Origin of the sequence: Sphingobium terrigena, assembly GCF_003591655.1 — a bacterium.
Classification (GTDB): Bacteria; Pseudomonadota; Alphaproteobacteria; order Sphingomonadales; family Sphingomonadaceae; genus Sphingobium; species Sphingobium terrigena.
Window position 1 is genome coordinate 368,177 of the sequence record NZ_QVRA01000001.1, and the last position, 23,351, is coordinate 391,527.

Annotated in this window: 21 protein-coding genes; 8 read left to right on the top strand and 13 right to left on the bottom strand. The window is 65.2% G+C overall.

Annotation, left to right across the window (positions count from 1 at the left end; translation table 11 throughout):
* Positions 1 to 11 precede the first annotated feature (11 nt).
* A complete protein-coding gene (gene clpB / locus D0Z70_RS01770) occupies positions 12 to 2,591 on the bottom strand; it encodes an ATP-dependent chaperone ClpB (RefSeq protein WP_119743673.1) in 2,580 nt (859 codons plus the stop codon).
* A gap of 104 nt (positions 2,592 to 2,695) precedes the next feature.
* Positions 2,696 to 4,318: a M28 family metallopeptidase gene (locus D0Z70_RS01775; protein ID WP_119743674.1), complete on the bottom strand. Its 1,623-nt coding sequence runs from the start codon at positions 4,316 to 4,318 to the stop codon at positions 2,696 to 2,698.
* A 149-nt stretch (positions 4,319 to 4,467) separates the two neighbouring features.
* Between D0Z70_RS01775 and D0Z70_RS01780 the strand changes: the two genes are divergently transcribed.
* The 3 genes from D0Z70_RS01780 to D0Z70_RS01790 all read left to right on the top strand — a co-directional run bounded on the left by D0Z70_RS01780 (position 4,468) and on the right by D0Z70_RS01790 (position 8,255).
* Positions 4,468 to 7,335: a M16 family metallopeptidase gene (locus D0Z70_RS01780; protein ID WP_119743675.1), complete on the top strand. Its 2,868-nt coding sequence runs from the start codon at positions 4,468 to 4,470 to the stop codon at positions 7,333 to 7,335.
* A gap of 23 nt (positions 7,336 to 7,358) precedes the next feature.
* On the top strand, positions 7,359 to 7,661 hold the full coding sequence (locus D0Z70_RS01785) for a hypothetical protein (RefSeq protein WP_119743676.1): 303 nt from the start codon (positions 7,359 to 7,361) through the stop codon (positions 7,659 to 7,661).
* A 102-nt stretch (positions 7,662 to 7,763) separates the two neighbouring features.
* Entirely contained in the window at positions 7,764 to 8,255 is a 492-nt protein-coding gene (locus tag D0Z70_RS01790) for a MarR family winged helix-turn-helix transcriptional regulator (protein WP_119743677.1), read from the top strand.
* A gap of 54 nt (positions 8,256 to 8,309) precedes the next feature.
* Here the strand turns inward: D0Z70_RS01790 and D0Z70_RS01795 are convergent, their stop codons facing one another.
* From D0Z70_RS01795 to D0Z70_RS01825, 7 genes are all read right to left on the bottom strand, one after another.
* Positions 8,310 to 8,939: a LutC/YkgG family protein gene (locus tag D0Z70_RS01795; RefSeq protein ID WP_119743678.1), complete on the bottom strand. Its 630-nt coding sequence runs from the start codon at positions 8,937 to 8,939 to the stop codon at positions 8,310 to 8,312.
* Positions 8,936 to 10,330, bottom strand: a complete 1,395-nt coding sequence (locus D0Z70_RS01800) for a lactate utilization protein B (protein ID WP_119743679.1) — start codon at positions 10,328 to 10,330, stop codon at positions 8,936 to 8,938. The genes D0Z70_RS01795 and D0Z70_RS01800 overlap by 4 nt, the downstream gene beginning before the upstream one ends.
* Complete coding sequence (locus tag D0Z70_RS01805; RefSeq protein WP_119743680.1) at positions 10,327 to 11,082, bottom strand: (Fe-S)-binding protein; 756 nt, start codon at positions 11,080 to 11,082, stop codon at positions 10,327 to 10,329. The genes D0Z70_RS01800 and D0Z70_RS01805 overlap by 4 nt, the downstream gene beginning before the upstream one ends.
* Positions 11,079 to 12,071, bottom strand: a complete 993-nt coding sequence (locus D0Z70_RS01810) for an alpha/beta hydrolase (protein ID WP_119743681.1) — start codon at positions 12,069 to 12,071, stop codon at positions 11,079 to 11,081. The genes D0Z70_RS01805 and D0Z70_RS01810 overlap by 4 nt, the downstream gene beginning before the upstream one ends.
* Entirely contained in the window at positions 12,068 to 12,868 is an 801-nt protein-coding gene (locus tag D0Z70_RS01815) for a rhamnogalacturonan acetylesterase (RefSeq protein WP_119743682.1), read from the bottom strand. The genes D0Z70_RS01810 and D0Z70_RS01815 overlap by 4 nt, the downstream gene beginning before the upstream one ends.
* A 124-nt stretch (positions 12,869 to 12,992) precedes the next feature.
* Positions 12,993 to 13,757: an L-rhamnose 1-dehydrogenase Lra1 gene (locus D0Z70_RS01820; protein ID WP_119743683.1), complete on the bottom strand. Its 765-nt coding sequence runs from the start codon at positions 13,755 to 13,757 to the stop codon at positions 12,993 to 12,995.
* A 22-nt stretch (positions 13,758 to 13,779) separates the two neighbouring features.
* Positions 13,780 to 14,619: an IclR family transcriptional regulator gene (locus D0Z70_RS01825; RefSeq protein WP_119743684.1), complete on the bottom strand. Its 840-nt coding sequence runs from the start codon at positions 14,617 to 14,619 to the stop codon at positions 13,780 to 13,782.
* A 189-nt stretch (positions 14,620 to 14,808) separates the two neighbouring features.
* On the opposite strand from D0Z70_RS01825, the gene rhmD reads away from it, so the two are divergent.
* From rhmD to rhaT, 5 genes are all read left to right on the top strand, one after another.
* The gene (rhmD, locus tag D0Z70_RS01830; RefSeq protein WP_119743754.1) at positions 14,809 to 15,993 is read left to right on the top strand and encodes an L-rhamnonate dehydratase; all 1,185 of its coding nucleotides are present in this window, start codon (positions 14,809 to 14,811) and stop codon (positions 15,991 to 15,993) included.
* Between the two features lie 22 nt (positions 15,994 to 16,015).
* Positions 16,016 to 16,873: a 2,4-didehydro-3-deoxy-L-rhamnonate hydrolase gene (locus D0Z70_RS01835; RefSeq protein WP_119743685.1), complete on the top strand. Its 858-nt coding sequence runs from the start codon at positions 16,016 to 16,018 to the stop codon at positions 16,871 to 16,873.
* On the top strand, positions 16,870 to 17,619 hold the full coding sequence (locus tag D0Z70_RS01840) for an SDR family NAD(P)-dependent oxidoreductase (RefSeq protein WP_119743686.1): 750 nt from the start codon (positions 16,870 to 16,872) through the stop codon (positions 17,617 to 17,619). The genes D0Z70_RS01835 and D0Z70_RS01840 overlap by 4 nt, the downstream gene beginning before the upstream one ends.
* 242 nt (positions 17,620 to 17,861) lie before the next feature.
* The gene (locus tag D0Z70_RS01845; RefSeq protein WP_119743687.1) at positions 17,862 to 18,764 is read left to right on the top strand and encodes an amidohydrolase family protein; all 903 of its coding nucleotides are present in this window, start codon (positions 17,862 to 17,864) and stop codon (positions 18,762 to 18,764) included.
* Positions 18,761 to 19,825, top strand: a complete 1,065-nt coding sequence (gene rhaT, locus D0Z70_RS01850) for an L-rhamnose/proton symporter RhaT (protein ID WP_119743688.1) — start codon at positions 18,761 to 18,763, stop codon at positions 19,823 to 19,825. The genes D0Z70_RS01845 and rhaT overlap by 4 nt, the downstream gene beginning before the upstream one ends.
* A gap of 91 nt (positions 19,826 to 19,916) precedes the next feature.
* Here rhaT and pal read toward each other — a convergent pair whose 3' ends face one another.
* The 4 genes from pal to tolR all read right to left on the bottom strand — a co-directional run bounded on the left by pal (position 19,917) and on the right by tolR (position 23,295).
* On the bottom strand, positions 19,917 to 20,426 hold the full coding sequence (pal, locus tag D0Z70_RS01855) for a peptidoglycan-associated lipoprotein Pal (protein WP_119743689.1): 510 nt from the start codon (positions 20,424 to 20,426) through the stop codon (positions 19,917 to 19,919).
* 118 nt (positions 20,427 to 20,544) lie between these two features.
* Entirely contained in the window at positions 20,545 to 21,879 is a 1,335-nt protein-coding gene (tolB, locus tag D0Z70_RS01860) for a Tol-Pal system beta propeller repeat protein TolB (protein WP_119743690.1), read from the bottom strand.
* A complete protein-coding gene (locus D0Z70_RS01865; RefSeq protein ID WP_119743691.1) occupies positions 21,876 to 22,841 on the bottom strand; it encodes a cell envelope biogenesis protein TolA in 966 nt (321 codons plus the stop codon). The genes tolB and D0Z70_RS01865 overlap by 4 nt, the downstream gene beginning before the upstream one ends.
* A gap of 7 nt (positions 22,842 to 22,848) precedes the next feature.
* Positions 22,849 to 23,295 (bottom strand): protein TolR, encoded by a 447-nt coding sequence (gene tolR / locus D0Z70_RS01870; RefSeq protein WP_119743692.1) that lies wholly within the window; start codon positions 23,293 to 23,295, stop codon positions 22,849 to 22,851.
* Between the last annotated feature and the right edge of the window lie 56 nt (positions 23,296 to 23,351).

The following is a 23,351-nucleotide window of genomic DNA, read 5'->3' on the forward strand; positions in this document are numbered from 1 at the left end:
CGCCTTTCGCGTCAGGCGACGCTGAGCGTCAGCGCGCCATCCCCATCCTCCACCCGCACCTGCGATCCGTCGGGGACGTCCCCGCGCAGGATCAGGTCGGCCAGCGGGTCTTGCAGGTAGCGCTGGACCGCGCGCTTCAATGGCCGTGCGCCATAGACCGGGTCATAGCCGACCCGCCCCAGCCATGCGCGCGCGCCGTCGGTCAGGTCGAGCGCGATCTTGCGATCCTTGAGCAGTTTCTGCACGCGGGCGACCTGGATATCGACGATCGGCGCCATATGGGTGACGCCCAGGCGGTGGAACAGGATGATCTCGTCCAGGCGATTGAGGAACTCGGGGCGGAAATGGCCGCGGACGACCTCCATCACCTGATCCTCGACCTTTTCGACCGGATCATCATCGCCCAGCGCCGCGATATATTGGCTGCCCAGGTTCGATGTCAGCACGATGATCGTATTGGTGAAATCGACCGTGCGACCCTGCCCGTCGGTCAGGCGGCCATCGTCCAGCACCTGGAGCAGGATGTTGAACACGTCGCCATGGGCTTTTTCCACCTCGTCGAAGAGCACGACCTGATAGGGGCGGCGGCGCACGGCTTCGGTCAGGACGCCGCCTTCCTCATAGCCGACATAGCCCGGCGGCGCGCCGATCAACCGGGCGACGCTGTGCTTTTCCATGAATTCGCTCATGTCGATGCGGACCATGGCATTTTCATCGTCGAACAGGAAACCGGCCAGCGCCTTGGTCAACTCGGTCTTGCCGACGCCCGTGGGGCCAAGGAAGAGGAAAGAGCCAAGCGGGCGATTGGGGTCCTGTAGCCCGGCGCGGGCGCGGCGGACGGCGGTGGACACGGCCTTGACCGCATGGGCCTGCCCGATGACGCGCTTGCCCAGCGTGTCTTCCATCGCCAGTAGCTTCTCGCGCTCGCCGGTCAGCATCCGCTCGACCGGGATTCCCGTCCAGCGGGCGACGACCCCGGCGATGTCCTCGGCAGTCACTTCTTCGCGCAGCATCGCGCCTTCGGACGCGGTTTCCGCTTCGGCTAGGCGTTTTTCGAGGCCAGGGATCGTGCCGTAGGACAACTCGCTCATCTTGGCGAGGTCGCCGGCGCGCTGCGCCTGTTCCAGTTCGAGCCGGGCGACGTCGAGCTGTTCCTTGATCTTCGCTTCGCCCGCAATCTTGTCCTTTTCCGCCTGCCAGCGGGTGGTGAGCGAGGCGGACTGCTCCTCCAGATTGGCGAGATCGGTTTCCAGCGTCGTCAGCCGGTCGGCGGAGGCCTTGTCGGTTTCCTTCCTGAGCGCCTCCCGCTCAATCTTGAGCTGGATGATGCGGCGGTCGAGATTCTCGATTTCCTCCGGCTTGGATTCCACCTCCATCCGCAGGCGCGACGCGGCCTCGTCCATCAGGTCGATCGCCTTGTCGGGCAGGAAGCGGTCGGTAATGTAGCGGTTGGAGAGGGTCGCGGCCGAGACCAAAGCACTGTCGGTGATCCGCACACCATGGTGCAGCTCATATTTTTCCTTCAGGCCGCGCAGGATGCTGATCGTATCCTCGACCGTGGGTTCGCCGACGAACACCGGCTGGAAGCGGCGCTGGAGGGCGGGGTCTTTTTCGACATATTTGCGATATTCGTCGAGCGTGGTCGCGCCGATGCAGTGGAGTTCGCCGCGCGCCAGAGCGGGCTTGAGCAGGTTGCCCGCGTCCATCGCGCCTTCGGATTTGCCCGCGCCAATCAGCATGTGCATTTCGTCTATGAACAGGACGACCTGGCCTTCCGCCGCCTTCACCTCGTCCAGCACGCCTTTCAGGCGCTCCTCAAATTCGCCGCGATATTTGGCGCCCGCGATCAGGCTGCCCATGTCGAGCGCCATCAATGTGCGGTCTTTCAGCGTATCGGGCACGTCGCCATTGGCGATGCGCAGCGCGAGGCCCTCGGCGATGGCGGTCTTGCCGACGCCGGGGTCGCCGATCAGGACGGGGTTATTCTTGGTGCGGCGCGCGAGGATCTGGATAGTGCGGCGGATTTCCTCGTCCCGGCCAATGACCGGATCGAGCTTGCCTGCGCGCGCAGCTTCGGTGAGATCACGGGCGAATTTCTTGAGCGCGTCGTAGCGATCCTCCGCGCCCGCGGTGTCGGCGCTGCGGCCCTGACGCAGATGATTGATCGCGGCGTTGAGGGCTTCGGCCTTGACGCCAGCGGCGGCCAGCGCCTTGCCAGCCGTCGTTGTGGTGGCCAGCGTCAGCGCGAGGAGCAGCCGTTCGACGGTGACGAAGCTGTCGCCCGCCTTGGCCGCGACCTGTTCGGCGGAGTCCAGCACGCGCACCGCGTCATTGTCGAGACCCGGCGTCTGCTGCGCGCCGCTGCCGGAGACGGACGGCACCTTGGCGAGCGCCGCATCGGTGTCGCGCAGCGCAACTTCGGGCGCGCCGCTTGCCGCCTTGATCAGGCCCGACGCCATGCCTTGCTCATCCTCCAGCAGCGCTTTGAGCAGATGTTCGGGGCTGATCCGCTGATGGCTCATGCGGATCGCGACGGTTTGCGCCGACTGGAGGAAGCCCTTGGCGCGGTCGGTGAATTTTTCGAGGTTCATGACTTACCTTTGTGAAGCCCTTGGCTCTGTATGAAACTGCGGCTGATGTGGTGTTGCCAAAAGGCCACACAAGAGGCACTACGCAATTTCCACCAAAGAGCGGTTCATTTTGGCGTGCTGGCCTTGGGCTGATCGGGCGCGAAGGCGTCGCCGAAAAAGTCGCCCTGATACCAAAGCGGCGCTTGCGGCGCGTCGGCGATGTCGCGGGCGATGGCGTAATTGACGCGGGCGAATTTGGCCGCGGCCTGCCAGTTGAAGGGCAGGCTGATCTGGTCGGATGGCTGGTGATAGTCGGTCTTGAGGAAATGTTCGAATGCGGCTTTGCCGGGGCCAGCGAAGCCGGTCATCAGGAATACCGACGGTACGCCTTCCTGCACGAAGCGATAATGGTCGGAGCGGGTGAAGAGGCCTTCAGCCGGGAGCGGATCGGGCGAGAGGGTGACGCCTGCGGATTTGGCCGCGCGATCGACGATCGGGCCGAGGGTGGAATGTTCCGCCCCGAAAGCGACGACATCGGCGAAATCATAGGTCAGGATCGGCATGTCGAGATTGACCACGCCCACCAGCTTGCCCCCTGTGGGCAGGACGGGGTTGCGGGCGAGATATTGGGAGCCTAGCAGGCCGTCCTCCTCCGCCGTGACCGCCGCGAACAGGATGGAGCGTTTGGGGCGGGTGCCGCTGTCGGCAAAGGCCTTGGCGACGGCCAGCATCGTCGCGGTGCCCGACGCATTGTCCATCGCGCCATTATAGATTTTGTCCGGTCCCTTGGCGCTTTCGCGCACGCCATTATGGTCGAGATGCGCCATCAGCAGGACATATTCATGCTCCAGTGACGGGTCCGATCCGGGCAGGATGGCGATGACGTTGGATGAGGCGGCGGTGCGGACCGTGCTGGTGCGGTCGAGCCGGATAAGGGGTTTGAGGGCAAAGCCTTTGGGGCGGCCACCCTTCTTGCCTGCGAGTTGCATGATCGCGGCGATCTTGCGGCCTGACCCGGCGAACAGGGCGTCGGTCGCGGCACCGTTGACCGATGCGCTGCCGCGAATGGCGGGAGTGCGGGTGAAGGGCTTGGCCTGTGCGTCGAGCCAGCTGACGGTCGGTTCGCTGGCGCGGTCGCGCAGCTTTTCCCAGGGGGTGCGGGCCAGCAGGCTGGGGCTGGGAATGGTGATGAGGCCGATGGCACCGGCCTTTTGCGCGGCCAGCGCCTTTTCCGCCGCAAGATGGGCGCCGACTTCGCTGGGCATCCCGACCGGCGAACCGGAAAGCGCCACGGCGAATTTGCCGCGCAGGTCGAGGCCTGCATAATCGTCGATCTTCTCGCGGTCCGATTGCAGGCCATAGCCCACGAATACCGCGCCAGCCTCGATGCTCTGGACCGGTTCGCGACCGAACGCACCAATCGCGACATCGCCGCCCGTGTCGAAGCGGGTGCCGCCGATGGTGAGCGCGGGTTTCACCTTGGCGTCAAGTTCAGCGACCGCCAGCATGACTGGCTGATACCAGCTGTCCTTGACCGCCTGTTGCAGGCCGAGCGCGGCGAAGCGGGCGGCGACGTAGCGGGCGGCAATGTCATAACCGCGCGTCCCGGCGTCGCGTCCTTCGAGCAGGTCGTCGGCCAGGAAGCTGACATCGGCGCGGATCGCGTCGGGGGAGAAGGTCGGTCCCTGCGCGAGGGCGGGCGCGGAGAGAGCGAGCAGCGAGACGAGGAGGGGCAGGCGGCGGAACATGGGAGAGCCTTTGCAGTCGGTGATGTCCCGGAACCTATCGCGGTCAGCCGCGCTGTCCAGCCTGATGCGTATTGCGCTGCTAAAACGCCCCGCTATTCTAGCGTCCTCCGCGGGTGACCAACCCGACTGCATTTTCCTAGAGGTTGTTCATGACCCTTTCCCCCCTGTCGCGTCGCCTGTCCCTGCTGATCGGCCTGTCGGCGATTGCCCTGTCCCCCATGACGCAGGCAGTGGCGCAGACGGCGGCGACCAGTGCTGCGCCCGCGCCCTTGTCCAGCCTCGTGTCGGCGGTGGACATTCCGTATGAAGAGTTCACACTGAAAAACGGGCTGCGGGTGATCGTCCATACCGACCGCAAGGCGCCGGTGGTGGCGGTGTCGATCTGGTACCATGTGGGATCGCGCTTTGAACCGGCGGGCAAGACGGGCTTTGCCCATCTGTTCGAGCATCTGATGTTCTATGGCTCTGAAAATGCCGATGGGCCGTTTTTCGGGCGGCTGGAGGATATTGGCGCGACCGACTGGAACGGGACGACCTGGTTCGACCGCACCAATTATTTCGAGACGGTGCCGACCGGGGCGCTCGACCGGGCGCTGTTCCTGGAGTCGGACCGGATGGGGCATCTGCTGGGCGCGGTGACGCAGCAGAAGCTGGATACCCAGCGCGGGGTCGTCCAGAATGAAAAGCGGATGGGGGAGAATGAACCCTATGGGCTGGTCGAATATGCGCAACTGGCCGCTTTGCTGCCCGAAGGTCATCCCTATCGCCACTCGACCATCGGATCGATGGCCGACCTCAACAGCGCGAGCCTGAGCGACGTGCAGGGCTGGTTCAAGACTCATTATGGCCCCAACAACGCCGTGCTGGTGCTGGCGGGGGATATTGACGCGGCGACCGCGAAGAAGAAGGTCGAGCGCTGGTTCGGCAATATCGCCGCTGGCCCAGCGCCGCAGGATGTGGATGCGACCGTCCCGACGCTCGACAAGGATGTCGAGAAGCAGATGCATGATAATGTTGCGGCGACGCGCCTCTATCGCAACTGGGTGGTGCCCGGCGTCAACGGCGCGGATCTGCCCGCGCTCGATCTGGCGCTGTCGGTCTTTGGCGGCCTCTCCTCCTCGCGCCTCTACAATATACTGGTGCGGGACGAGAAGGTGGCGGTGGGGGTCAAGGCCAGCGTCCAGCCGTTCGAGAAATTGAGCTTTGCCGAGATTACGGTCGATGTGAAACCGGGGACCGACGCGGTCGCGGTGGGCAAACGGCTCGACGCGCTGCTGGCCGACTATCTGGCCAAGGGACCGAGCGCCGACGAGGTGCAGCGCGCCGCGACCCGGCAGCTGGCAGGGACGATATCGGGGCTGGAGCAGGTGGGCGGCTTTTCGGGCAAGGCGGTGACGCTGGCCGAGGGGGCGGTCTATTCCAACGACCCGGAGAAATATCGCAAGGATCTGGCCGCCTATGCCAGCGCGACCCCGGCCCAGGTGGGCGAGGCCGCGCGCAAATGGCTGGGGCGGCCGGTGTTCCGCCTGACCGTGGCGCCGGGCGAACGGTCGGCGGCGGACAATGCGCTGGCGGGGAATGCCACCCACAAGCCGGCCTATTTCCGTGATCCCGCCGCGCCTGCGCCAGCCGCCGCGACGCCGCCCGCGCCCACGAAGGTTGCCGAACCGCCGATCGAGCCGGTGGCTGATCTGGATTTCCCGACGGTCGAACATGCGAAGCTGAAGAACGGCATCGCCGTGCAGTTTGCGCGCCGGGCGACGGTGCCGACGGTGCGGGTGTCGGTGGCGTTCGACGCGGGCAATGCGGCGGACGACCGGGCCAAGCTGGGGACGGCGGCGCTGGCGACGGCTTTGCTGGACGAGGGGACCAAGACCCGCAGCGCGCTGGACATTGCGCAGGAGCAGGAGCGGCTGGGCGCGTCGGTGAGTGCGGGCAACAGCATGGACCGGACAACGGTGGGGCTGTTCGCCCTGAAGCCCAATCTGGATGCGTCGCTGGGGCTGCTGGCCGATGTGGTGCGCAATCCTGCTTTCGCGCCGGGCGAGGTGGAACGGCTGCGCGGGCAGATGCTGACCCGGATCGCGGCGGAAAAGACCGAGCCGACCGCGATCGCCCAGCGCATGTTGCCGCCGCTGCTTTATGGCAAGGCGCATCCCTATGGCATCCCCTTCACCGGGTCTGGCACGGAAAGCGGGGTCAAGGCGGTGACGCGGGCGGATCTGACTGCTTTCCATGATCGCTGGCTGCGGCCCGACAATGCGACGATCTTCGTGACGGGCGATACGAGTCTCGCCGAATTGCTGCCGCTGCTGGAAAAGCGCTTTGGCGACTGGAAGGCGCCCGCGACACCAAAAGGGGCCAAGCTGTTCCGGATGGACCGGATGGCGCGTCCGCCGCGGATCATCCTGATCGACAAGCCGCAAAGCCCGCAGTCGATGATCCTGGCAGGCGTGCTGACGAGCAAGAAGGGGACGGACAATCCGGTAACGCTCCAGTCGGCCAATGAAGTGCTGGGCGGCAGCACGACGTCGCGGCTGACCATGGACCTGCGCGAGACCAAGGGCTGGGCCTATGGCGCGGGGACGTCGCTGCCCGGCGTCAAGGACACGATCCCGCTGCTGGTCTATGCCCCGGTGCAGACCGACAAGACCGGCGAATCGATCATCGCGGCGCGGCAGGACATCAAGGATTTCCTGACGACCAAGGGGACGACCGAGGCCGAGCGCAACCAGACGATCAACGGGCAGATATTGTCGCTGCCGGGCAGTTTCGAGACATCGTCCGACCTGCTGGGCGCGATGATGCGCAACAGCCTGATCGGGCGGGCGGATGATTTCTACGAGACGCTGCCCAATATCTACCGCGCGATGACCGCGGCCGATTTCGACAAGGCGGCGCGCGAGGCGATCAATGCCGACGGGCTGATCTGGGTCGTGGTCGGGGACGCAAAACTGGTGCGGCCGCAGCTTGACGCGGTGGGCTTGCCAGTCGAAACCGGCACCCTGGCTGACTGACAATTTCCAAAGGAGTGAATGAGATGGCAAGTGTCGATGGCGCCTATGATTGCGTGGCCAAGACCCCGATGGGCGACCAGAAGGGCGTGTTCACCGTGATCAGCAATGGCGACCGGTTCAACGGCACCTTTGCGGGCATGATGGGGTCGCTCGACGTGGTCGATGGCAAGGTTGCGGGCAACAGCCTGAGCTGGAAGATGGAAATGACCATGCCGATGCCGATGACGCTGGAGTGCGAAGCCGAGGTGGCGGGCGATGCTGTCACCGGGACGATGCAGCTGGGGGCGTTCGGGGCTTCGGCCTTTACCGGCACGCGGCGGGCCTGAGTTGGGAGGGTCCGGGTGATGCCTGGACCCTGCTAACCCGACACTGAGCTGGACAATAACAACGCCCTTGCCTGTTTGTGATTAGTTAGCTAACTAATAGATATGAAAGAGCGGGAATCCGGGCGGGCTTTATTGCATGTGCTGGGGCCGGTGGCGCGGGGATGGCGGCAGGCGGCGGATGGGGCGCTGGCCGGCCTCGGCGTGTCCGGGAGCGCGGGCTGGTGTCTGGTGCATCTGGCCAGCGTGGGGGCGGTGTCGCGACAGGCGGAGCTGGCGCAATGGCTGGAGGTCAGCGCGCCGTCGCTGGTGCGGACGCTGGACCAGTTGCAGCGGGCAGGTTGGATCGAGCGGACGACCGATCCAGAGGATGGGCGGTCCAACCGGGTGACGCTGACCCCGGCAGGCAAGACCATGGCGGGGCAGATACAGGCGCGGCTGGACGTGCTGGCTGGCGAATTGCTGGGTGGGCTGCCCGACGGGGCGGTGGAAATCGGGGTGGAGTTGCTGGGATTGCTCCGGCTGCGGATTGCCGAACAGAAGCTGGCGCAGCTGCTGGCCGAGAGCGGCCATGATCCTGCGGGGGACGCGGCGTAGTGAGCCGTGGCGCGCCGGCGGGATGGTCAGGCGGCCCGGCGGCCACAAATTCTATCAGTCCGCCATGTGAGGCAATTCGCCGCGCAGCAGGATGACGTGGAGGAAGCGCGGGCCATGGGCGCCGCGGACATAGGTGCCTTCAATGTCGGTGGTGCCGGAGACGCCGGTGATCCAATAATGGGCGCGCGGTTGCGGGCCGGGGAGGGGGGCGTCCTCCAGATGGGCGGCGATGGCCGATACCGGCAGCAGAACGATATGGTGGAGCGTCAGGAAATTGGGGAGCATCGGCGCGGTCGGGCTGGTTTCGAAGATTAGCGATCCGGTTTCGGCGATGGCGGTGCGGGCGATGGCAAGGGTGGCGGTTTCGTCCGGCGCGGCGGTGGCATGGAGGGCGAAGGCCGACCAGTCGCAGACGTCAAGGCGCGGGTCGGGCGGGCAGCAGAGGGTGAGGGGTTCGTTCTGGTCGGCGAGATAGCGGGCGATCGCTGCGGGGAGATCGGTGAGGCTGGCGACGACGTCATGGCTGGCGTTGACGCTGGGGAGGGCCAGCCGGGCGAGAAATTCGGATTCTAGGTTGGTGACGTCCACGGCTGGGCGTTCGGGGGCGCGGAGGAGGGCGGCGGCTTCCGACGCGATGGGAGCGGGGCATTTCAGCCGGGCGAGGATAGCGGCACGGGCGCTCATTTGCGCTGTTCCTGATGATATTGGGCCATGAAGCTTTGCGCGGCGGGTTTGGGGAGGTCGCGATATTGGGTCCAGCCGCCCGCCAGCGGCAGGCGGGCGATCCAGCCCTTGCGCCCCAGCAGGCGGATGGCGCGGATCGCGATGGCGGTGCCGAGCCGGTAGAGCGCCGGGCGGGTGGCGACCCAGGCCCAGAGGCCAAGGCCAGCGCGCATGGAGGTCGGCTCCAGCCCTTCGCGCCAGCTTTTCTCACGCCAGCCCCGAAGCAAGGTGGGGAGGGGGATTTTGACCGGGCAAACCTGCTGACACATGCCGTTCAAGGTACAGGCATGGGCGAGGTCACGGGTCGCGGCGAGGCCGTCGAGCGTGGGGGTGAGGACGGCACCCATCGGGCCGGGATAGGTGCCGCCATAGGCGTGGCCGCCGATCTGGCGGAACACGACGCAATGGTTCATGCACGCCCCGCAGCGGATGCAGCGGAGCATCTCCGCCAGCCCTTCCTCACGCATCTTGGTGCGGCCATTGTCGACCAGGACGATGTGCATTTCCTCCGGCCCATCGCGATCGCCGGGGCGCCTGGGACCGGTGTAGAAGGTCGTATATTGGGTCAGCGCCGCGCCGGTGGCCGAGCGGGCCAGCATCCGCAGCATGTGGATGGCGTGTGGCATGGACGGCACGATCTTTTCGATCCCCGCGGTCACGATATGGACGCGCGGGGGGACGAGCGAGAGTTCGGCATTGCCTTCATTGGTGACGGTGCAGACCGCGCCGCTGTCCGCGATCAGGAAGTTCGCGCCCGATATGCCCACGTCCGCGCCGAGCATGGCGCCGCGCAGTTCGCGGCGGGCGCTCTGGGCCATGGCGGCGATGGTTTCTTCCTGATGCGGGGTGCGATGCTTCGCCTTGAACAAGGCGGAGACCTGCTCGCTGGTCTTGTGCATGGCGGGCCAGATGATGTGCGAGGGGCGCTCGTCGGCCAATTGGATGATATGTTCGGCCAGGTCGGTTTCGACCCGGCCGATGCCGGCTTCCTCCAGCGCGTGGGGCAGGCCGATTTCCTCGCCCAGCATGGATTTGGAGCGGGCGACGGTCTTGGCACCTGCGGCTTTGCAGATGGCGATGACGATGCGGCAGGCTTCGTCGGCGGTTTGCGCCCAATAGACCTGCGCGCCCGCCGCGATGGCGCTGGCCTCGAACTGCTCCAGATAGGGGCCGAGATGGGCGATCACATGATCCTTGATCGCGGCGGCGCGGGTGCGGGCAGCCTCGAAATCGGGGAAGGCGTCGATGGCGATGGCGCGCTTGGCCTGCGCGGTGCCGGCGGTGCGTTCGACCGCGATTTTGAGGATCGGGTCGGCCAGTGCGGCGTCCGCGCGGGTGGTGAAGCTGCTCATGCTTCTTCGCCGATGGCGGGGCCGTCGCCCATGCCGGCGATCAGTTCGATGGCGTGGAAGGCGCGGACCTTGCTGCCGTCGCGGTGGAGCTTGCCCGCCATGTTCATGAGGCAACCGAGGTCGCCCGCCAGCAGCAGATCTGCGCCGGTCGCGTCGATCGCTGCGGCTTTCTCCCCCACGATGGCGTTGGAGATGGCAGGATATTTGACGCAGAAAGTGCCGCCGAAGCCGCAGCAGGTTTCCGCGCCCGCCAGCGGTGTCAGCGACAGGCCGTCGATCGCGTCCAGCAGGCGGCGGGGCTGGGCCTTGATGCCCAGTTCGCGCAGGCCGGAACAGCTGTCATGATAGGTGGCGGTGGCGGGGAGGGTGACGCCGTCGGGCTGCCAGCCGCAGACTTCGTCGAGATAGGCCATGACCTCGAAGGTCTTGGCGACGACCGCCTGCGCGCGGGGGAGCCAGGCCGCGTCATGCTCGAACAGTTCGGGATAGTGGCATCGGATCGTCCCGGCACAGGAGCCGGAGGGGACGATGATGGCTTCATAAGGTTCGAGCGCGGCGGTGGTCTGTTTCGCCAGTGCCACGGCATGGTCGCGGTCGCCGCTGTTGAGGGCGGGCTGGCCGCAGCAGGTCTGGCCCTGCGGCACGACCACGTCGCATCCGGCGGATTCGAGCGCGCGGATCGCGGCGAAGCCGATGCGGGGGCGCATGATGTCGACCAGGCAGGTGACGAACAGGGCGACGTTTTTGGTCATAGGCCGTGGCGCTTCGCGAAATGGAGGAACAGGTCGGGCCAGGGTGCGGGCGCGGCAGGCGGGGCGATAAGGCCAAAGCCATGGCCGCCACTTTCGAACAGATGGGCTTCGGTCGGTATGCCCGTTGCGCGCAGGGATGCGAGCATGGCGAGGCTATTTTCGGGCGGCACGACCTTGTCATCCAGCGCATGGGCCATGAACACTGGCGGGGTTTGCGCGCTGACATTCTGGTCGAGCGAATAAGCGCGCATCATTTCGGGCGACGGGGTGGGGCCGAGCAGCTGGGTGCGCGATCCCTGATGGACGAACGCGCCCTCCATCTGGATCACCGGATACATATAGGCGGCGATGGCTGCCTTGACCGGTTCGCGGTCGCTGGCGTCGATGGGCATGTAGGTCTGTTCGGGCGTGCGGCTGGTCAGCCAGGCAGCGAGGTGACCGCCTGCCGAAAAGCCGATGACGCCGACGCGGTTGGCGTCATAATGTTCGCGCGGCGCGAGCGCGCGGACGAGGCGCAGGGCGCGCTGGGCGTCCTGCAACGGGGCTTGCGGGCCAGCCGCCCAGCCATCGGCGGGCAGGCGGTAGAGCAGGCTATAGCAGGCATAGCCAGCGTCGGCGAAACGGCGCGCGACGGTATAGCCTTCATGGCCGAGTGCGACCCGGCTGTAACCGCCGCCGGGGATGAGCAGGATGGCCGCGCCGTTGGGCTGGGCGCCTACAGATTCTGGGCGCACCAGCGTCAGCGTCGGCGTGGTGACATGGGTGAAGAGGCTGTCATGCGGGCCACCATCGGGGCGGCGCAGGGTTTCGGCCTCCGTCACGGTGACATGATCGCCGCCCGGTGCCTTGCCCGGCCAGATCGGGAAACGGACAAAGCCCGGTGGCAGCGGGACGGCCTGTGCTTGGGCAAGGGTCGGGGCAAGGGTCGGGGCGAGGGCGGCACCCGCCAGTGCGCCGGAAATCAGGGTGCGGCGGTCGATGGCTGTCATTGGCAATCCGTCCTTCCAAGCGGGGTGGTGCGGGTGAACGCCGGGCGAGGGTCGGCTATTTTGGCGGATATGGGAAGGGCCAGCGATTTGAGGCCGTCGGCGACCAGATCGGCCACCTGCCGCGCGCCCAGCTCGCTGAAATGGGTGTCGTCGCTGACGCCCTTGGGGAAGGCGGGGATAGAGTCCTGCGCGCTGTAGTGGAGGTAGAGGGATTTGGAGGCATCCGGTCCGGCGCGGTCGAGCCAGGCGCGTGAGCGGGCTTCCAGGTCGATGAGCGGGGTGGCGGTTTTGGCGGCGAGATCGCGCACGACGGCGGACCATTCAGGGTAATCGGCGATGGCGCGCTTGTCCGGCCCGAAGTTGCGCCGCGCGACCGGGGTGAGGAGGACGGGGACGCCGCCCGCAATCCGCACGTCGCGGATGAAGCGGAGCAGATTGTCGCGATAGTCGGTCTGCGCGGGTGCCCAGCGTTCGGGCTTGGCGCGGGTCTGGTCGTTGTGGCCGAACTGGATCAGCACTGTGTCGCCGGGCATGATGTCGGCGCGCAGCGCGTCCCAGCGCCCCTCGGCCAGGAAGCTGCGGGTGGAGCGGCCCCCGCGGGCATGGTTGAGGATACGCACGTCGGGCGAGACGGCGCAGCGCAGCATCGTGCCCCAGCCCGTCTGTGGGTAACGGGCGGGCGCATAATCGGCAGCGGTGGAATCGCCCGCGATCAGGATGGTGTTGCCGGGGCGGGTGGCGTGGGCCGGGGTGGTGAGGAGGAGGGCGGCGAGGGGGACCAGGAGGGAGCGTTTCATTTTCTGGCCTCTACGTCGTCGTCATCGCTGCGCAGGTGGCGACCCATTATGCGCCCTAAAGGAAGGCGCAAGGCGGTGATATGGGTCCCCGCCTTCGCGGGGATGACGGGGGGAGGTGGGGGTGTCACTGGAGATTTACATACATGCCGCCGTCGACCAGCAGGGCGGCACCGGTGACATAGGCGGCCATGTCCGACGCAAGAAAGACGATGGGTCCGGCGAGATCCTCCGGCGCGCCGAGACGGCCCAAGGGGGTGCGCTGTTCCATGTAGCGGCGCTTTTCATCGTCGGCGAGATCATCCTTGTTGATCTCCGTCAGGATCGTGCCGGGCAGGACGCTGTTGCAGCGGATATTATGTTTGCCCAGCGCAATGGCGGTGGACTGCATCAGCGAATGAACGCCCGCCTTGGTCGGGGTGTAATGGGTCTGATATTCGCCGCCGACCAGCGCGGAGATGGAAGAGACGGCGACGATCGAACCGCCATGGCCCTGTTTGACCATCTGCTGGGCTGCGGCCTGGACCATGAAATAGGCGCCGTGGAGGTTCACTTTGAAGGTGCGTTCCACCACATCGACCGGCATGTCGAGAAAGGCGTGGAAGGGGCAGATGCCCGCATTGCTGACCATGACGTCGACCTTGCCGAAGGCGTCCACGGCTTTGGCCACGAAATCCTGCGCGGTCTGGGGGTCGGCGACGTCGCCCTTTACCGCGATGGCGCGCTGGCCGAGCGCCTCGATCGCCTCGACGCAGCTTTGGGCAGGGCTGTCGCTATTGGCATAGTTGATCGCGACATTGGCGCCATGTTGCGCTGCGCCGATCGCGGCGGCGCGGCCAATGCCGGTCGATGCGCCGGTGACGAGGACGGTCTTGCCTTCAAGCAGTTTCATGGGGCGGGGCTTTCTTGTTGGATTATCGCCGCACGGCGCGGCGGGGTTTGAGGCCGGGGGTCCAGCCGAGGTCGGCGCTGACCCGGTTGGCGGTGGCGCGGACGTCGTCGCTGAGCGCGGCCATGCGATCATCGTCCATATATTGGGCGGCGCTCGACAGGCTGATGGCGGCGACGATCGTGCCGGATGCATCGCGGATCGGCGCGGCGACGCAGCGTATCTGGTCCTCATTCTCCTCCAGATCATAGGCGCGGCCCGCGGTCGCATAGGCGCGCATCCGGTCGAGCCAGAGCCTATAGTCGGCGGTGTGGATGCCCGCTTCGCGTTCGGCGTCGAAGGCGCGCTGCCAGCGCGCTTCGGCTTCATCGAGCAGCAGCGCCTTGCCAAGGCCAGTCGAGGTCAGCGGATGGCGATCGCCGATGCGGCTGGAGATTTCGACGCGACGGCGGCCGGGAATCTTGTCGAGATACAGCGCCTGATCGCCGTCGAGACGGCCCAGGTGGACGACATCCTCACTGGCGGCGGCGAGCGATTCGATATGGGGGCGGGCGATCTGGACGATGTCGGCCTGAGACTGGGCGAGAAAGCCGAGTTGCAGCAGTTTCGGCCCCAGCTGATAGCCCTCGCGCGGCAGGAAGGTCAGGAAACCGCGTTCCACCATCGCATTGGCGAGGCGGTGGGTGGTCGATCGGGTGAGGCCCATGCGGACGGACAGGTCAGCCAGCTTGATCGGCCCGTCGATCACCTGGTCGAGCAGGTCCAGCCCGCGATGCAGGGTCTGCGAACCAGCCGCCTTCGATTTTTCCTCAACCTCAACGAATTTCGTTTCGCCCGATTCTGGATTTGACGTGTTTTGTCTCATTTAATAATACTCTATCCCACAAAATGAGAAAAACAAGGGTGAAGGCGAGGACGGGCTGATAGTTTCGATCAACCCACCTCCTCCGATGTCCGGCCGTTATCGGCGTTTTGATCATATGATGACAGTTTTTGCTGCTGGTTCCCACATATTGGGCGGCGGCTGCGTTCAGGGAGTGGGTGTGTGCCGATCGTGAACTTGCCGAAAATCAAGCATGTCCGTGCCTTCACGGTGCGCGGAGGCGGTGCCGATTATCATGACCAGGGCGAAGGCCATTGGATCGACGACCATATTGCCACGCCCATGTCGCGTTACCCCGAATATCGCCAGTCGCGGCAGAGCTTCGGCATCAATGTGCTGGGCACGTTGGTGGTGGAGATTGAGGCCGAGGACGGCACGATCGGCTTCGCAGTGACGACCGGGGGCGAACCGGCGGCGTTCATCGTGGAAAAGCATCTGGCGCGGTTTCTGGAAGGGCGTTCGCCCACCGATTATGAAAAAATCTGGGACCAGATGTATTTTTCGACCCAATATTATGGGCGCAAGGGTCTGGTGGTGAACGCGATTTCCGGGGTCGACCTGGCGCTGTGGGACTTGCTGGGCAAGTTGCGGCAGGAGCCGGTCTATCACATGCTGGGCGGGGCGGTGCGCGACGAGCTGCAATTTTACGCCACCGGCGCGCGGCCTGATGTGGCCAGGGAACTGGGCTTTATCGGCGGCAAGATGCCGCTGCACCATGGCCCGGCCGAGGGTGTGGAAGGCCTGAAGAAGAATATCGCCGAACTGGCGGACATGCGCGCGAAATGCGGTCCCGATTTCTGGCTGATGTGGGACTGCTGGATGGCGCTGGACGTGGATTATGCCACGCGGCTGGCGATTGCGGCGCATGAATATGGCCTCAAATGGATCGAGGAAGCGATCAGCCCCGACGATTATTGGGGGTATCAGCAATTGAAGCGCAATGTCCCCAAGGGGATGCTGGTGACGACCGGCGAGCATGAGGCGACCCGCTGGGGCTTCCGCATGTTGCTGGAGATGGACTGTTGCGACATCATCCAGCCCGATGTCGGCTGGTGCGGCGGCGTGACGGAATTGCTCAAGATCAGCGCGCTGGCCGATGCCCATGGCAAGATGGTCGTGCCGCATGGATCATCGGTCTATAGCTACCATTTCGTCATCACCCGCCACAATTCGCCCTTCGCCGAGTTCCTGATGATGCATCCGGGGCCGACCGAGGTGGTGCCGATGTTCCATCCGCAGCTGATCGGCGAGCCGGTGCCGGAAAATGGCCGGTTGAAGGCCAGCGCGCTGGATGCGCCCGGCTTCGGCGTCGAGCTGAACCGCGAGATCGCGATGCACCGCCCCTATAGTCATTGATTGCCAAAGAGAGACTGATCCCATGAAATTCTGCCGTTTTGGGCCGCGTGGCCAGGAAAAGCCCGGTATCGTCGATGCCGAGGGTAACATTCGCGACCTGTCGGGCGTGGTGACCGAGCTGACGATCGAGACGCTGGCTGCGGCCAAGGCCGCCGATGTCGCGTCGCTGCCGATTGTCGAGGGGACGCCGCGTTATGGCGTGCCGTTGAAGGGCGTGGGCAAGATCGTCGCCATTGGCCTGAATTATGAGGACCATGCGATCGAATCCAACCTGCCGATCCCGACCGAGCCGATGATGTTCATGAAGGCTCTATCGGCGCTCAATGGTCCCAATGACGAAGTGATGCTGCCCAAGGGGTCGACCCATGGCGACTGGGAAGTCGAACTGGGCGTCATCATCGGCGAGACCTGCCGCTTTGTGAGCGAGCAAGAGGCGCTGTCGAAGGTTGCGGGCTATACTTTGGTCAACGACGTGTCCGAACGCTTCAACCAGAAGCAGCGCGGCACCCAGTGGAGCAAGGGCAAGGGGCATGACACATTCTGCCCGACCGGTCCCTGGCTGGTGACGCCCGATGAAGTGGGCGACCCGCAGGATCTGGACATGTATCTGGACGTCAATGGCGCGCGGATGCAGACTGGCAATAGCAAGACGATGATCTTCAATGTCGCGCAGCTCATCTCTTATGTCAGCGAATATATCACCCTCTATCCCGGCGACCTGATGATCACCGGCACCCCGCCGGGCGTGGGCGAGGGCAAGAAGCCGACCGCCATCTATCTGAAGGCCGGCGACGTCATGGAAGTGGGCATCGCGAAGCTGGGCGTGCAGACGCAGAATGTCGTGGAATGGCGCCATCTGGGCGACGAGGTGCTGGGATGAGCATTTTTGCCGGACGCTATGCGGGGCGCTGCGCCATCATCACCGGTGGCGCTTCGGGACTGGGCAAACAGGTCGCCGCGCGGATCGTCGCGGAAGGTGGCAAGGTGGTGCTGTGGGACGTGAACCCTGATGCACTGGCTGCCGCGGGCGATGAGGTCGGCGCGAGCGCCGTTGCTGCGCTCGACGTGTCCGATCAGGCGGCGGTGGAAGAAGCGGCCAAGGCGAGCGCCGATGCGCTGGGCAAGATCGACATCCTCGTCTGTTCGGCGGGCATCACCGGCGCGACCGCGAGCGTGTGGGACTATCCGCTCGACAGCTGGCAGCGGGTGATCGACATCAACCTCAACGGCTTGTTCTACTGCAACCGGGCGGTGGTGCCGTTCATGCTGGAAAATGGCTATGGGCGGATCGTCAATCTCGCCTCGGTCGCGGGCAAGGAGGGCAATCCCAATGCGTCCGCTTACTCCGCGAGCAAGGCGGGGGTGATCGGCCTGACCAAGAGCCTGGGCAAGGAACTGGCGGGCAAGGGTGTGATCGCCAATGCGCTGACGCCTGCGACCTTCGAAAGTCCGATCCTGGCGCAGCTGCCGCAGAGCCAGGTCGATTATATGCGGTCCAGGATTCCCATGGGCCGTCTGGGCGAGGTCAGCGAATCCGCCGCGATGGTGTGTTTCATGGCGAGCGAGGAGTGCAGCTTCACCACGGCGTCGACCTTCGACACGTCGGGCGGACGGACCACTTTCTAAGCCTATGTTTTGCGCGATTTCCGAGTCATCAGATGCAAGCATCTGACTAGAAATCGCTCCTGAAGTTGCGCGGCGCGACTGGACGGAAAGAGCCGGTGGGCCACGATCAATAATAAACTAACTTCCGTTCGGGCTGAGCGAAGTCGAAGCCCACGCCTGAGCATAGCGAAGGCTTCGACTTCGCTCAGCCTTGCCCTTCGACAGGCTCAGGGCGAACGGGGTGTGATTGGGAGAGGACGGGCATGATTCCCTTTGTCGATGCGCATATCCATCTGTGGGATCTGGCGCATATCCGTTATGACTGGCTCAGCCCGCCTTTCTCTGACGAGGGGCCGAATGGCAGCGTCGAGGCCATTGCGCATAATTATGGCGTGGCGGCGTATCGCGCGGACCTGGCCCGGTGGAACGTCGTCGGTGCCGTCCATATCGATGCCGGGGCGGCGGCGGAGAGTGCGCTGCGGGAGACGCAGTGGCTGGACGGGCTGGCCGCGATCGAAGGGTTGCCGACCGGGATCGTCGCCTTTGCCGCGCTCAACGACCCGCAAGTCGATGCGCTGCTGGCGGCGCAGGCGGCGCATGGCCGGGTGAAGGGCATCCGCCATATCGTCAACTGGCATCCCGATCCCACGCGGACCTATGGTCCGGTCGACCTGACGCGCGATCCGGCGTGGCAGGCGGGCTATGGGTTGCTGGCCAAACATGGTCTGTCCTTCGACCTGCAATGCTATCCGGGGCAGATGCCGGGGCTTGTTGCCCTGATCGAGCGGCATCCCGCCATCCCCGTCATCATCAACCATATGGGGATGCCGGTGCTGACCGATGCGGACGGGATCGGCGACTGGCGGCGGGGCATGGCGGCGCTGGCGGCGCTGCCGCATGTCGCGGTCAAGCTGTCGGGCATGGGCTTCATCCGCCGCGACTGGACCAAAGAGAATATCGCCTCCTTCATCCGCGAGACGATCGACCTGTTCGGGGTGGAGCGCTGCATGTTCGCCAGCGACACGCCGACCGACAAGCTGTTCGGCAGCATCGACCGTTACATGGAAGCCTATCACGCCATCGTCGCCGATCTGCCGGAAGCAGAACGGCGCGCCCTGTTCGGCGGCAACGCCAATCGCCTCTATCGTCTGGGACTTGAACTATGACACCCAATCCACTGCTCGGCGTGCTGTTCCACTGGCTGGGCGGTCTCGCCTCGGCCAGTTTCTATGTTCCCTATCGCGGGGTGAAGCGGTGGAACTGGGAGATTTTCTGGCTGACCGGCGGGATATTTTCCTGGGTCATCGCGCCCTGGTTCTTTGCCTCGGTCCAGACCAACGACCTGATGGGGGTGATGGCCCAGGTGCCCGGCAGCGTTGTGGGCTGGTGCATGGTCTTCGGTTTTCTCTGGGGCTTTGGCGGGCTGACCTATGGGTTGACGATGCGCTATCTGGGGCTGTCGCTGGGGATGGCGGTGGTGCTGGGGCTATGCACCGTGTTCGGCACGCTGATCCCGCCGATCGTGCAAGGCACGTTCATGCGCGAGATTGCCGGCACCCTGTCCGGGCAGATCGTGCTGTTGGGGCTGGCGGTGACCGTGCTGGGCATCATCGTCGTTGCCATGGCGGGGGCGCGCAAGGATGCGGCGCTTTCGCCAGAGCAGAAAGCGGCGGTGGTCGCCGAATTTGATTTCAGGAAGGGCATTGCGGTCGCCATCTTCTCCGGCATCATGTCGTCCTGCTTCGCCTTTGGCCTGGCGGCGGGCCAGCCGGTCAACGACCTCAGCCGGGCGGCGGGAACCGGGCCGCTATGGGTTGGCCTGCCGACCCTGTGCATCGTCATGTTCGGCGGGCTTGTGACCAATGCCCTGTGGTGCGCCTGGCTGATCGCCAAGAACAAGTCGGCGGGCCAATGGCTTGGCGCGGCGGATGCGCAGGGACAGCGGCCGGCGCTGCTGCCCAATTTCCTGCTCTGCGCGCTGGCGGGGACGGCCTGGTATTTCCAATTCTTCTTCTACACGATGGGCGAAAGCCAGATGGGCCGGTTCGGCTTTTCCAGCTGGACGCTGCATATGGCGTCGATCATCATCTTTGGCACCTGCTGGGGCTTTGCCTTTCGCGAGTGGAAGGATGCCGCGCCCGCGGTGCGGCGGATGGTGTGGAGTGGGGTCGGGCTGCTGATCCTGGCGACGATCATCATCGGCTATGGCAACCGGCTGGCGGCTTGAGCAGTTCCAGGGCTGGATGCTTGTATCGCCCATAATGAAAAGGCCCGCCGGTCTGTGACGGGCGGGCCTTTCGATCATGTCGGGCGAGTGATCAATATTGGATCGTCACCGTCACGGCGCGGCGATTCTGCGCCCAGGAAGCTTCGTCCGAACCCAGCGCGGCCGGGCGTTCCTTGCCATAGCTGACCGTGGTGATGCGGCCTGAGTCGATGCCAAGCGAGGCGAGATAGTTTTTCGCCGCATTGGCACGGCGTTCGCCGAGCGCGATATTATAGTCGCGGGTGCCGCGTTCGTCGGCATGACCCTCTATAGTCACGCGCACGGCTGGATTTTGTTGCAGCCAGGCGGCCTGGCTTTGCAGGGTCGCCTGATCCTCCGCATCGATATCATATTGATCGAGGCCGAAGAAAATACGGTCGGAGGAGACCGAGGCAACGAAATCCTCCTGGCTGCCCTTGATCGGGCCGCTGGGTCCGGTCGATCCGACCGGGGCGGTGGTGGCGGGGCCGGGGGCGGGAGGCAGTTCGGCGGGCGGCTTTTTCGAGCAGGCGGCCAGGGCGATGATGGCGGTGGCCATGACCAGCGTTCGGGACATCTTCATCGGGGGTCTCCTTTGATTGATCCGGGCACCGCCCGCTCAGGACGGTGTCAGGGTCCGTTAAGTTCGTTACGCTGTCAAGACGATTGGGTTCCATGCCGACCGCCAATATGCGCGATTTTCAGGGCAGCAGCGGTCCCCAGGCGGGGTCGGACCCGCTCAAGGGGGTGGGGATACGGCGTTCGTTCACGCCGGTCAGGTCGACCTGCCACACCTGGCTCGACCCCTGCTTGCCTGGCGAGGTGCGGAAGAATTGGAGGACACGACCATTGGGCGACCAGGTTGGCTGTTCGTCCTGCCAGCCATTGGTCAGGATCCGCTCATTGTCGCCACCCGGCGTCATCACCGCGATCTTGAAATCGCCCGACAGCTTGGTGAAGGCAATGAGGTCGCCACGGGGCGACCATTCGGGCGTGGCATAGCGGCCGCCACCATGGCTGATGCGGCGCTGGTTGGAGCCGTCGGCGTTCATGACATAGAGTTGCTGCCCGCCCGACCGGTCGCTTTCGAACACGATCTGGCTGCCGTCGGGCGAATAGCTGCCGCCCACGTCAATGCCCGGCGAATTGGTGAGGCGCACCGGGGTGCCGCCGCTGGCGGGAACGCGATAAATGTCGGTATTGCCCGCAATCGCCATCGAAAACAGGATGTTGCGCCCGTCAGGTGACCAGCGCGGGGCGAAGGTCGGGTTGTTGCTTTCGGTCACCAGCCGCTGCTGGCCTGCGCCAATGTCATAGATATAGAGGCGCACCCGGCTGCCCAGATAGCTGACATAGAGAATGGATTTATAGTCGGGCGAAAAGCGCGGGGTGAGCGCCATCGACTGGCCATTGGTGATGAAGCGATGGTTCGCGCCGTCGCTGTCCATGATGGCGAGGCGCTTGACGCGCGCACCCTTCGGCCCGCTTTCAGCGATATAGGCGATGCGGCTGTCGAAGAAGGGGCTTTCGCCCGACAGGCGGGCATAGATGGCGTCGGCGCATTTATGCGCGGCCCGCCGCCAGTCGCGCGGGGCGACGACATAGCCCTGACGGGTCAATTCCTGTTTCAGCGCCACATCATAAAGGTAGCAGCCAACGGTGATGTCGGCCTCCCCCCCGGTGGTGCGGACGAAACCCTGCACCAGCGCCTGATAGGCACCCCATTTGTCGAACTGCGGAAAAGTGACTTCGGCAAAGGGGATTTGCGGCAGGCCGGCGGGACCGGAGGGATCGAACAGGCCGGAGCCTTTAAGGTCCGATGCGATGACTTCGGCGATCTTTCGGCCGAGGTCCGTGGCGGACCCGGCCGGGGTATCAACCTCCTGCTGCGCGGGCATGGGGGGGACGGCGACCTTGACATTGCTGTCAATCTCGCCGGTCACATCGACTGATAGCTGGGCCAGCGCAGGCAGGGCGGTGAAGGCGAGCAGGGCGGCGGTGGCCACGCTCAAACGGCGCAAAAGGGTTGGTTTCATCGGTTCAGCCTCGCGTCAAAGCGGAGTGGCCGGAGCCATTTCCATTGGTCGTAAAATTCGGGCGGCATGTTGCGGAAGGGGGAGGCAAGCTTGACCGCCTGGATCGCCCGTTCGGCATGGAGTTTGGCCTGTGGCCGGTTGCTGGCGGTGACACCGAGCTGGTCGATGATTTCGGGCGTGCCGATCACCGCGCCGCTCTTGTCGAGCCGTACTTCGAGCAGGGTGACAAGCTGGTCGGCGTCCGCGCCAGAAGGGGGACGCCAATGCGGTTTCAACTGGCGGCGCAGTTCGGCGTCGAGCGCGGATTTCTGCGCCGGACCCATGGCAGCGGCGGGTGCGGGGGTGGGCGGTTTGCGCGGGGCGTCGGCATTGGTGTCGATGCCTTTGAGGAAATCATTGCCGAGCAGCGATCCCTTGGGCTTGTCCGCCTTGCCCTGACCTGATGCGCGGGCGGGCGTCTTGGTTGCGGGCTTGGCCGATGCCTTGGCGGCTGGCTTTGCTGGCGCGGCGGCGGCCTTGGGCTTGTCGGGCGCAGGTTTCGCTTTGGGCGCTGGTTTTTCGGGCGCGGGCTTGGGTTTGGGCGCGACCTTGGCGACGTCCTTCTTGGGCGGCGTGGGCTTGGGTTTTTCCGGCGCAGGCTTCGCAACCGGCTTGGGCGGCGCGGGCTTGGGTTGCGGCTTGGGCGGGACCGGCACCGGTTCCGGCGCGGGTTCGGGTTCCGGCGCGGGGGCGGCATCCTCCGTTGGTCCCTGTTCGGGCGCGACGCTGGGCGGGGGCGGTTCGGCCGACAGCTTGGGCGCGGTCGATTGCAGCGCGACCTCATCCACCATGGACACTTCCATCGGGGGCGTCTTGAGCTTCAACGGGTTGGGGGTCGCCAAAAAGCCAGCCGACAGCAGCCCGAACAGCAGGACATGCCCCGCGGTCGCGACGCCAAGGCCGATTTTCTCCGTGCGCTCCATCGTCGGTCTATTCCGCCGTATCGTCAGGCGAGGAGACGAGCGACACCTTGTTCAGGCCTGCGCGGTTGAGTTCGGCCATCACCCGCATCACCCGGCCATAGTCCAGCCCCTTGTCGGCGCGCAGGAAGATTTGCGGGGCGTCCGCTTTGCCCGCATTGGCAGCGACGATTTCGGCGAGGCGTGCCGGCAGGTCGGCGTCGGCCACGGCATCTTCATCGACATAGGTTGCGCCGTCGCGGTCGATCGACACGACGGTGGGCTTGGCGTCCTGGTCCAGTCCCTTGGCACGGGTTTCGGGCAGGTTGACTGGCACGCCGGTCACCAGCAGCGGCGCTGTGACCATGAAGATGATCAGCAGCACCAGCATGACGTCGACCAAAGGCGTGACGTTGATGTCGGCCATCGGCGCGCGGCCACGGCCACGACGACCGGAGGGAGGACCGGACATGGCCATTAGTCTCTCCGTCCCATGCTTGTCATCCCAGCGAAAGCTGGGATCCCGCTTCTTTC

Coding starts and splice junctions, on each gene's coding strand:
- D0Z70_RS01840 (WP_119743686.1), top strand. CDS start 16,870: ATGAGCATTTTTGCCGGACGCTATGCGGGGCGCTGCGCCATCATCACC.
- tolB (WP_119743690.1), bottom strand. CDS start 21,879: ATGAAACCAACCCTTTTGCGCCGTTTGAGCGTGGCCACCGCCGCCCTG.
- D0Z70_RS01790 (WP_119743677.1), top strand. CDS start 7,764: ATGAAAGAGCGGGAATCCGGGCGGGCTTTATTGCATGTGCTGGGGCCG.
- D0Z70_RS01795 (WP_119743678.1), bottom strand. CDS start 8,939: ATGAGCGCCCGTGCCGCTATCCTCGCCCGGCTGAAATGCCCCGCTCCC.
- D0Z70_RS01825 (WP_119743684.1), bottom strand. CDS start 14,619: ATGAGACAAAACACGTCAAATCCAGAATCGGGCGAAACGAAATTCGTT.
- rhaT (WP_119743688.1), top strand. CDS start 18,761: ATGACACCCAATCCACTGCTCGGCGTGCTGTTCCACTGGCTGGGCGGT.
- clpB (WP_119743673.1), bottom strand. CDS start 2,591: ATGAACCTCGAAAAATTCACCGACCGCGCCAAGGGCTTCCTCCAGTCG.
- D0Z70_RS01815 (WP_119743682.1), bottom strand. CDS start 12,868: ATGAAACGCTCCCTCCTGGTCCCCCTCGCCGCCCTCCTCCTCACCACC.
- D0Z70_RS01865 (WP_119743691.1), bottom strand. CDS start 22,841: ATGGAGCGCACGGAGAAAATCGGCCTTGGCGTCGCGACCGCGGGGCAT.
- D0Z70_RS01800 (WP_119743679.1), bottom strand. CDS start 10,330: ATGAGCAGCTTCACCACCCGCGCGGACGCCGCACTGGCCGACCCGATC.
- D0Z70_RS01775 (WP_119743674.1), bottom strand. CDS start 4,318: ATGTTCCGCCGCCTGCCCCTCCTCGTCTCGCTGCTCGCTCTCTCCGCG.
- D0Z70_RS01805 (WP_119743680.1), bottom strand. CDS start 11,082: ATGACCAAAAACGTCGCCCTGTTCGTCACCTGCCTGGTCGACATCATG.
- pal (WP_119743689.1), bottom strand. CDS start 20,426: ATGAAGATGTCCCGAACGCTGGTCATGGCCACCGCCATCATCGCCCTG.
- D0Z70_RS01820 (WP_119743683.1), bottom strand. CDS start 13,757: ATGAAACTGCTTGAAGGCAAGACCGTCCTCGTCACCGGCGCATCGACC.
- D0Z70_RS01835 (WP_119743685.1), top strand. CDS start 16,016: ATGAAATTCTGCCGTTTTGGGCCGCGTGGCCAGGAAAAGCCCGGTATC.
- D0Z70_RS01780 (WP_119743675.1), top strand. CDS start 4,468: ATGACCCTTTCCCCCCTGTCGCGTCGCCTGTCCCTGCTGATCGGCCTG.
- D0Z70_RS01845 (WP_119743687.1), top strand. CDS start 17,862: ATGATTCCCTTTGTCGATGCGCATATCCATCTGTGGGATCTGGCGCAT.
- D0Z70_RS01785 (WP_119743676.1), top strand. CDS start 7,359: ATGGCAAGTGTCGATGGCGCCTATGATTGCGTGGCCAAGACCCCGATG.
- tolR (WP_119743692.1), bottom strand. CDS start 23,295: ATGGCCATGTCCGGTCCTCCCTCCGGTCGTCGTGGCCGTGGCCGCGCG.
- D0Z70_RS01810 (WP_119743681.1), bottom strand. CDS start 12,071: ATGACAGCCATCGACCGCCGCACCCTGATTTCCGGCGCACTGGCGGGT.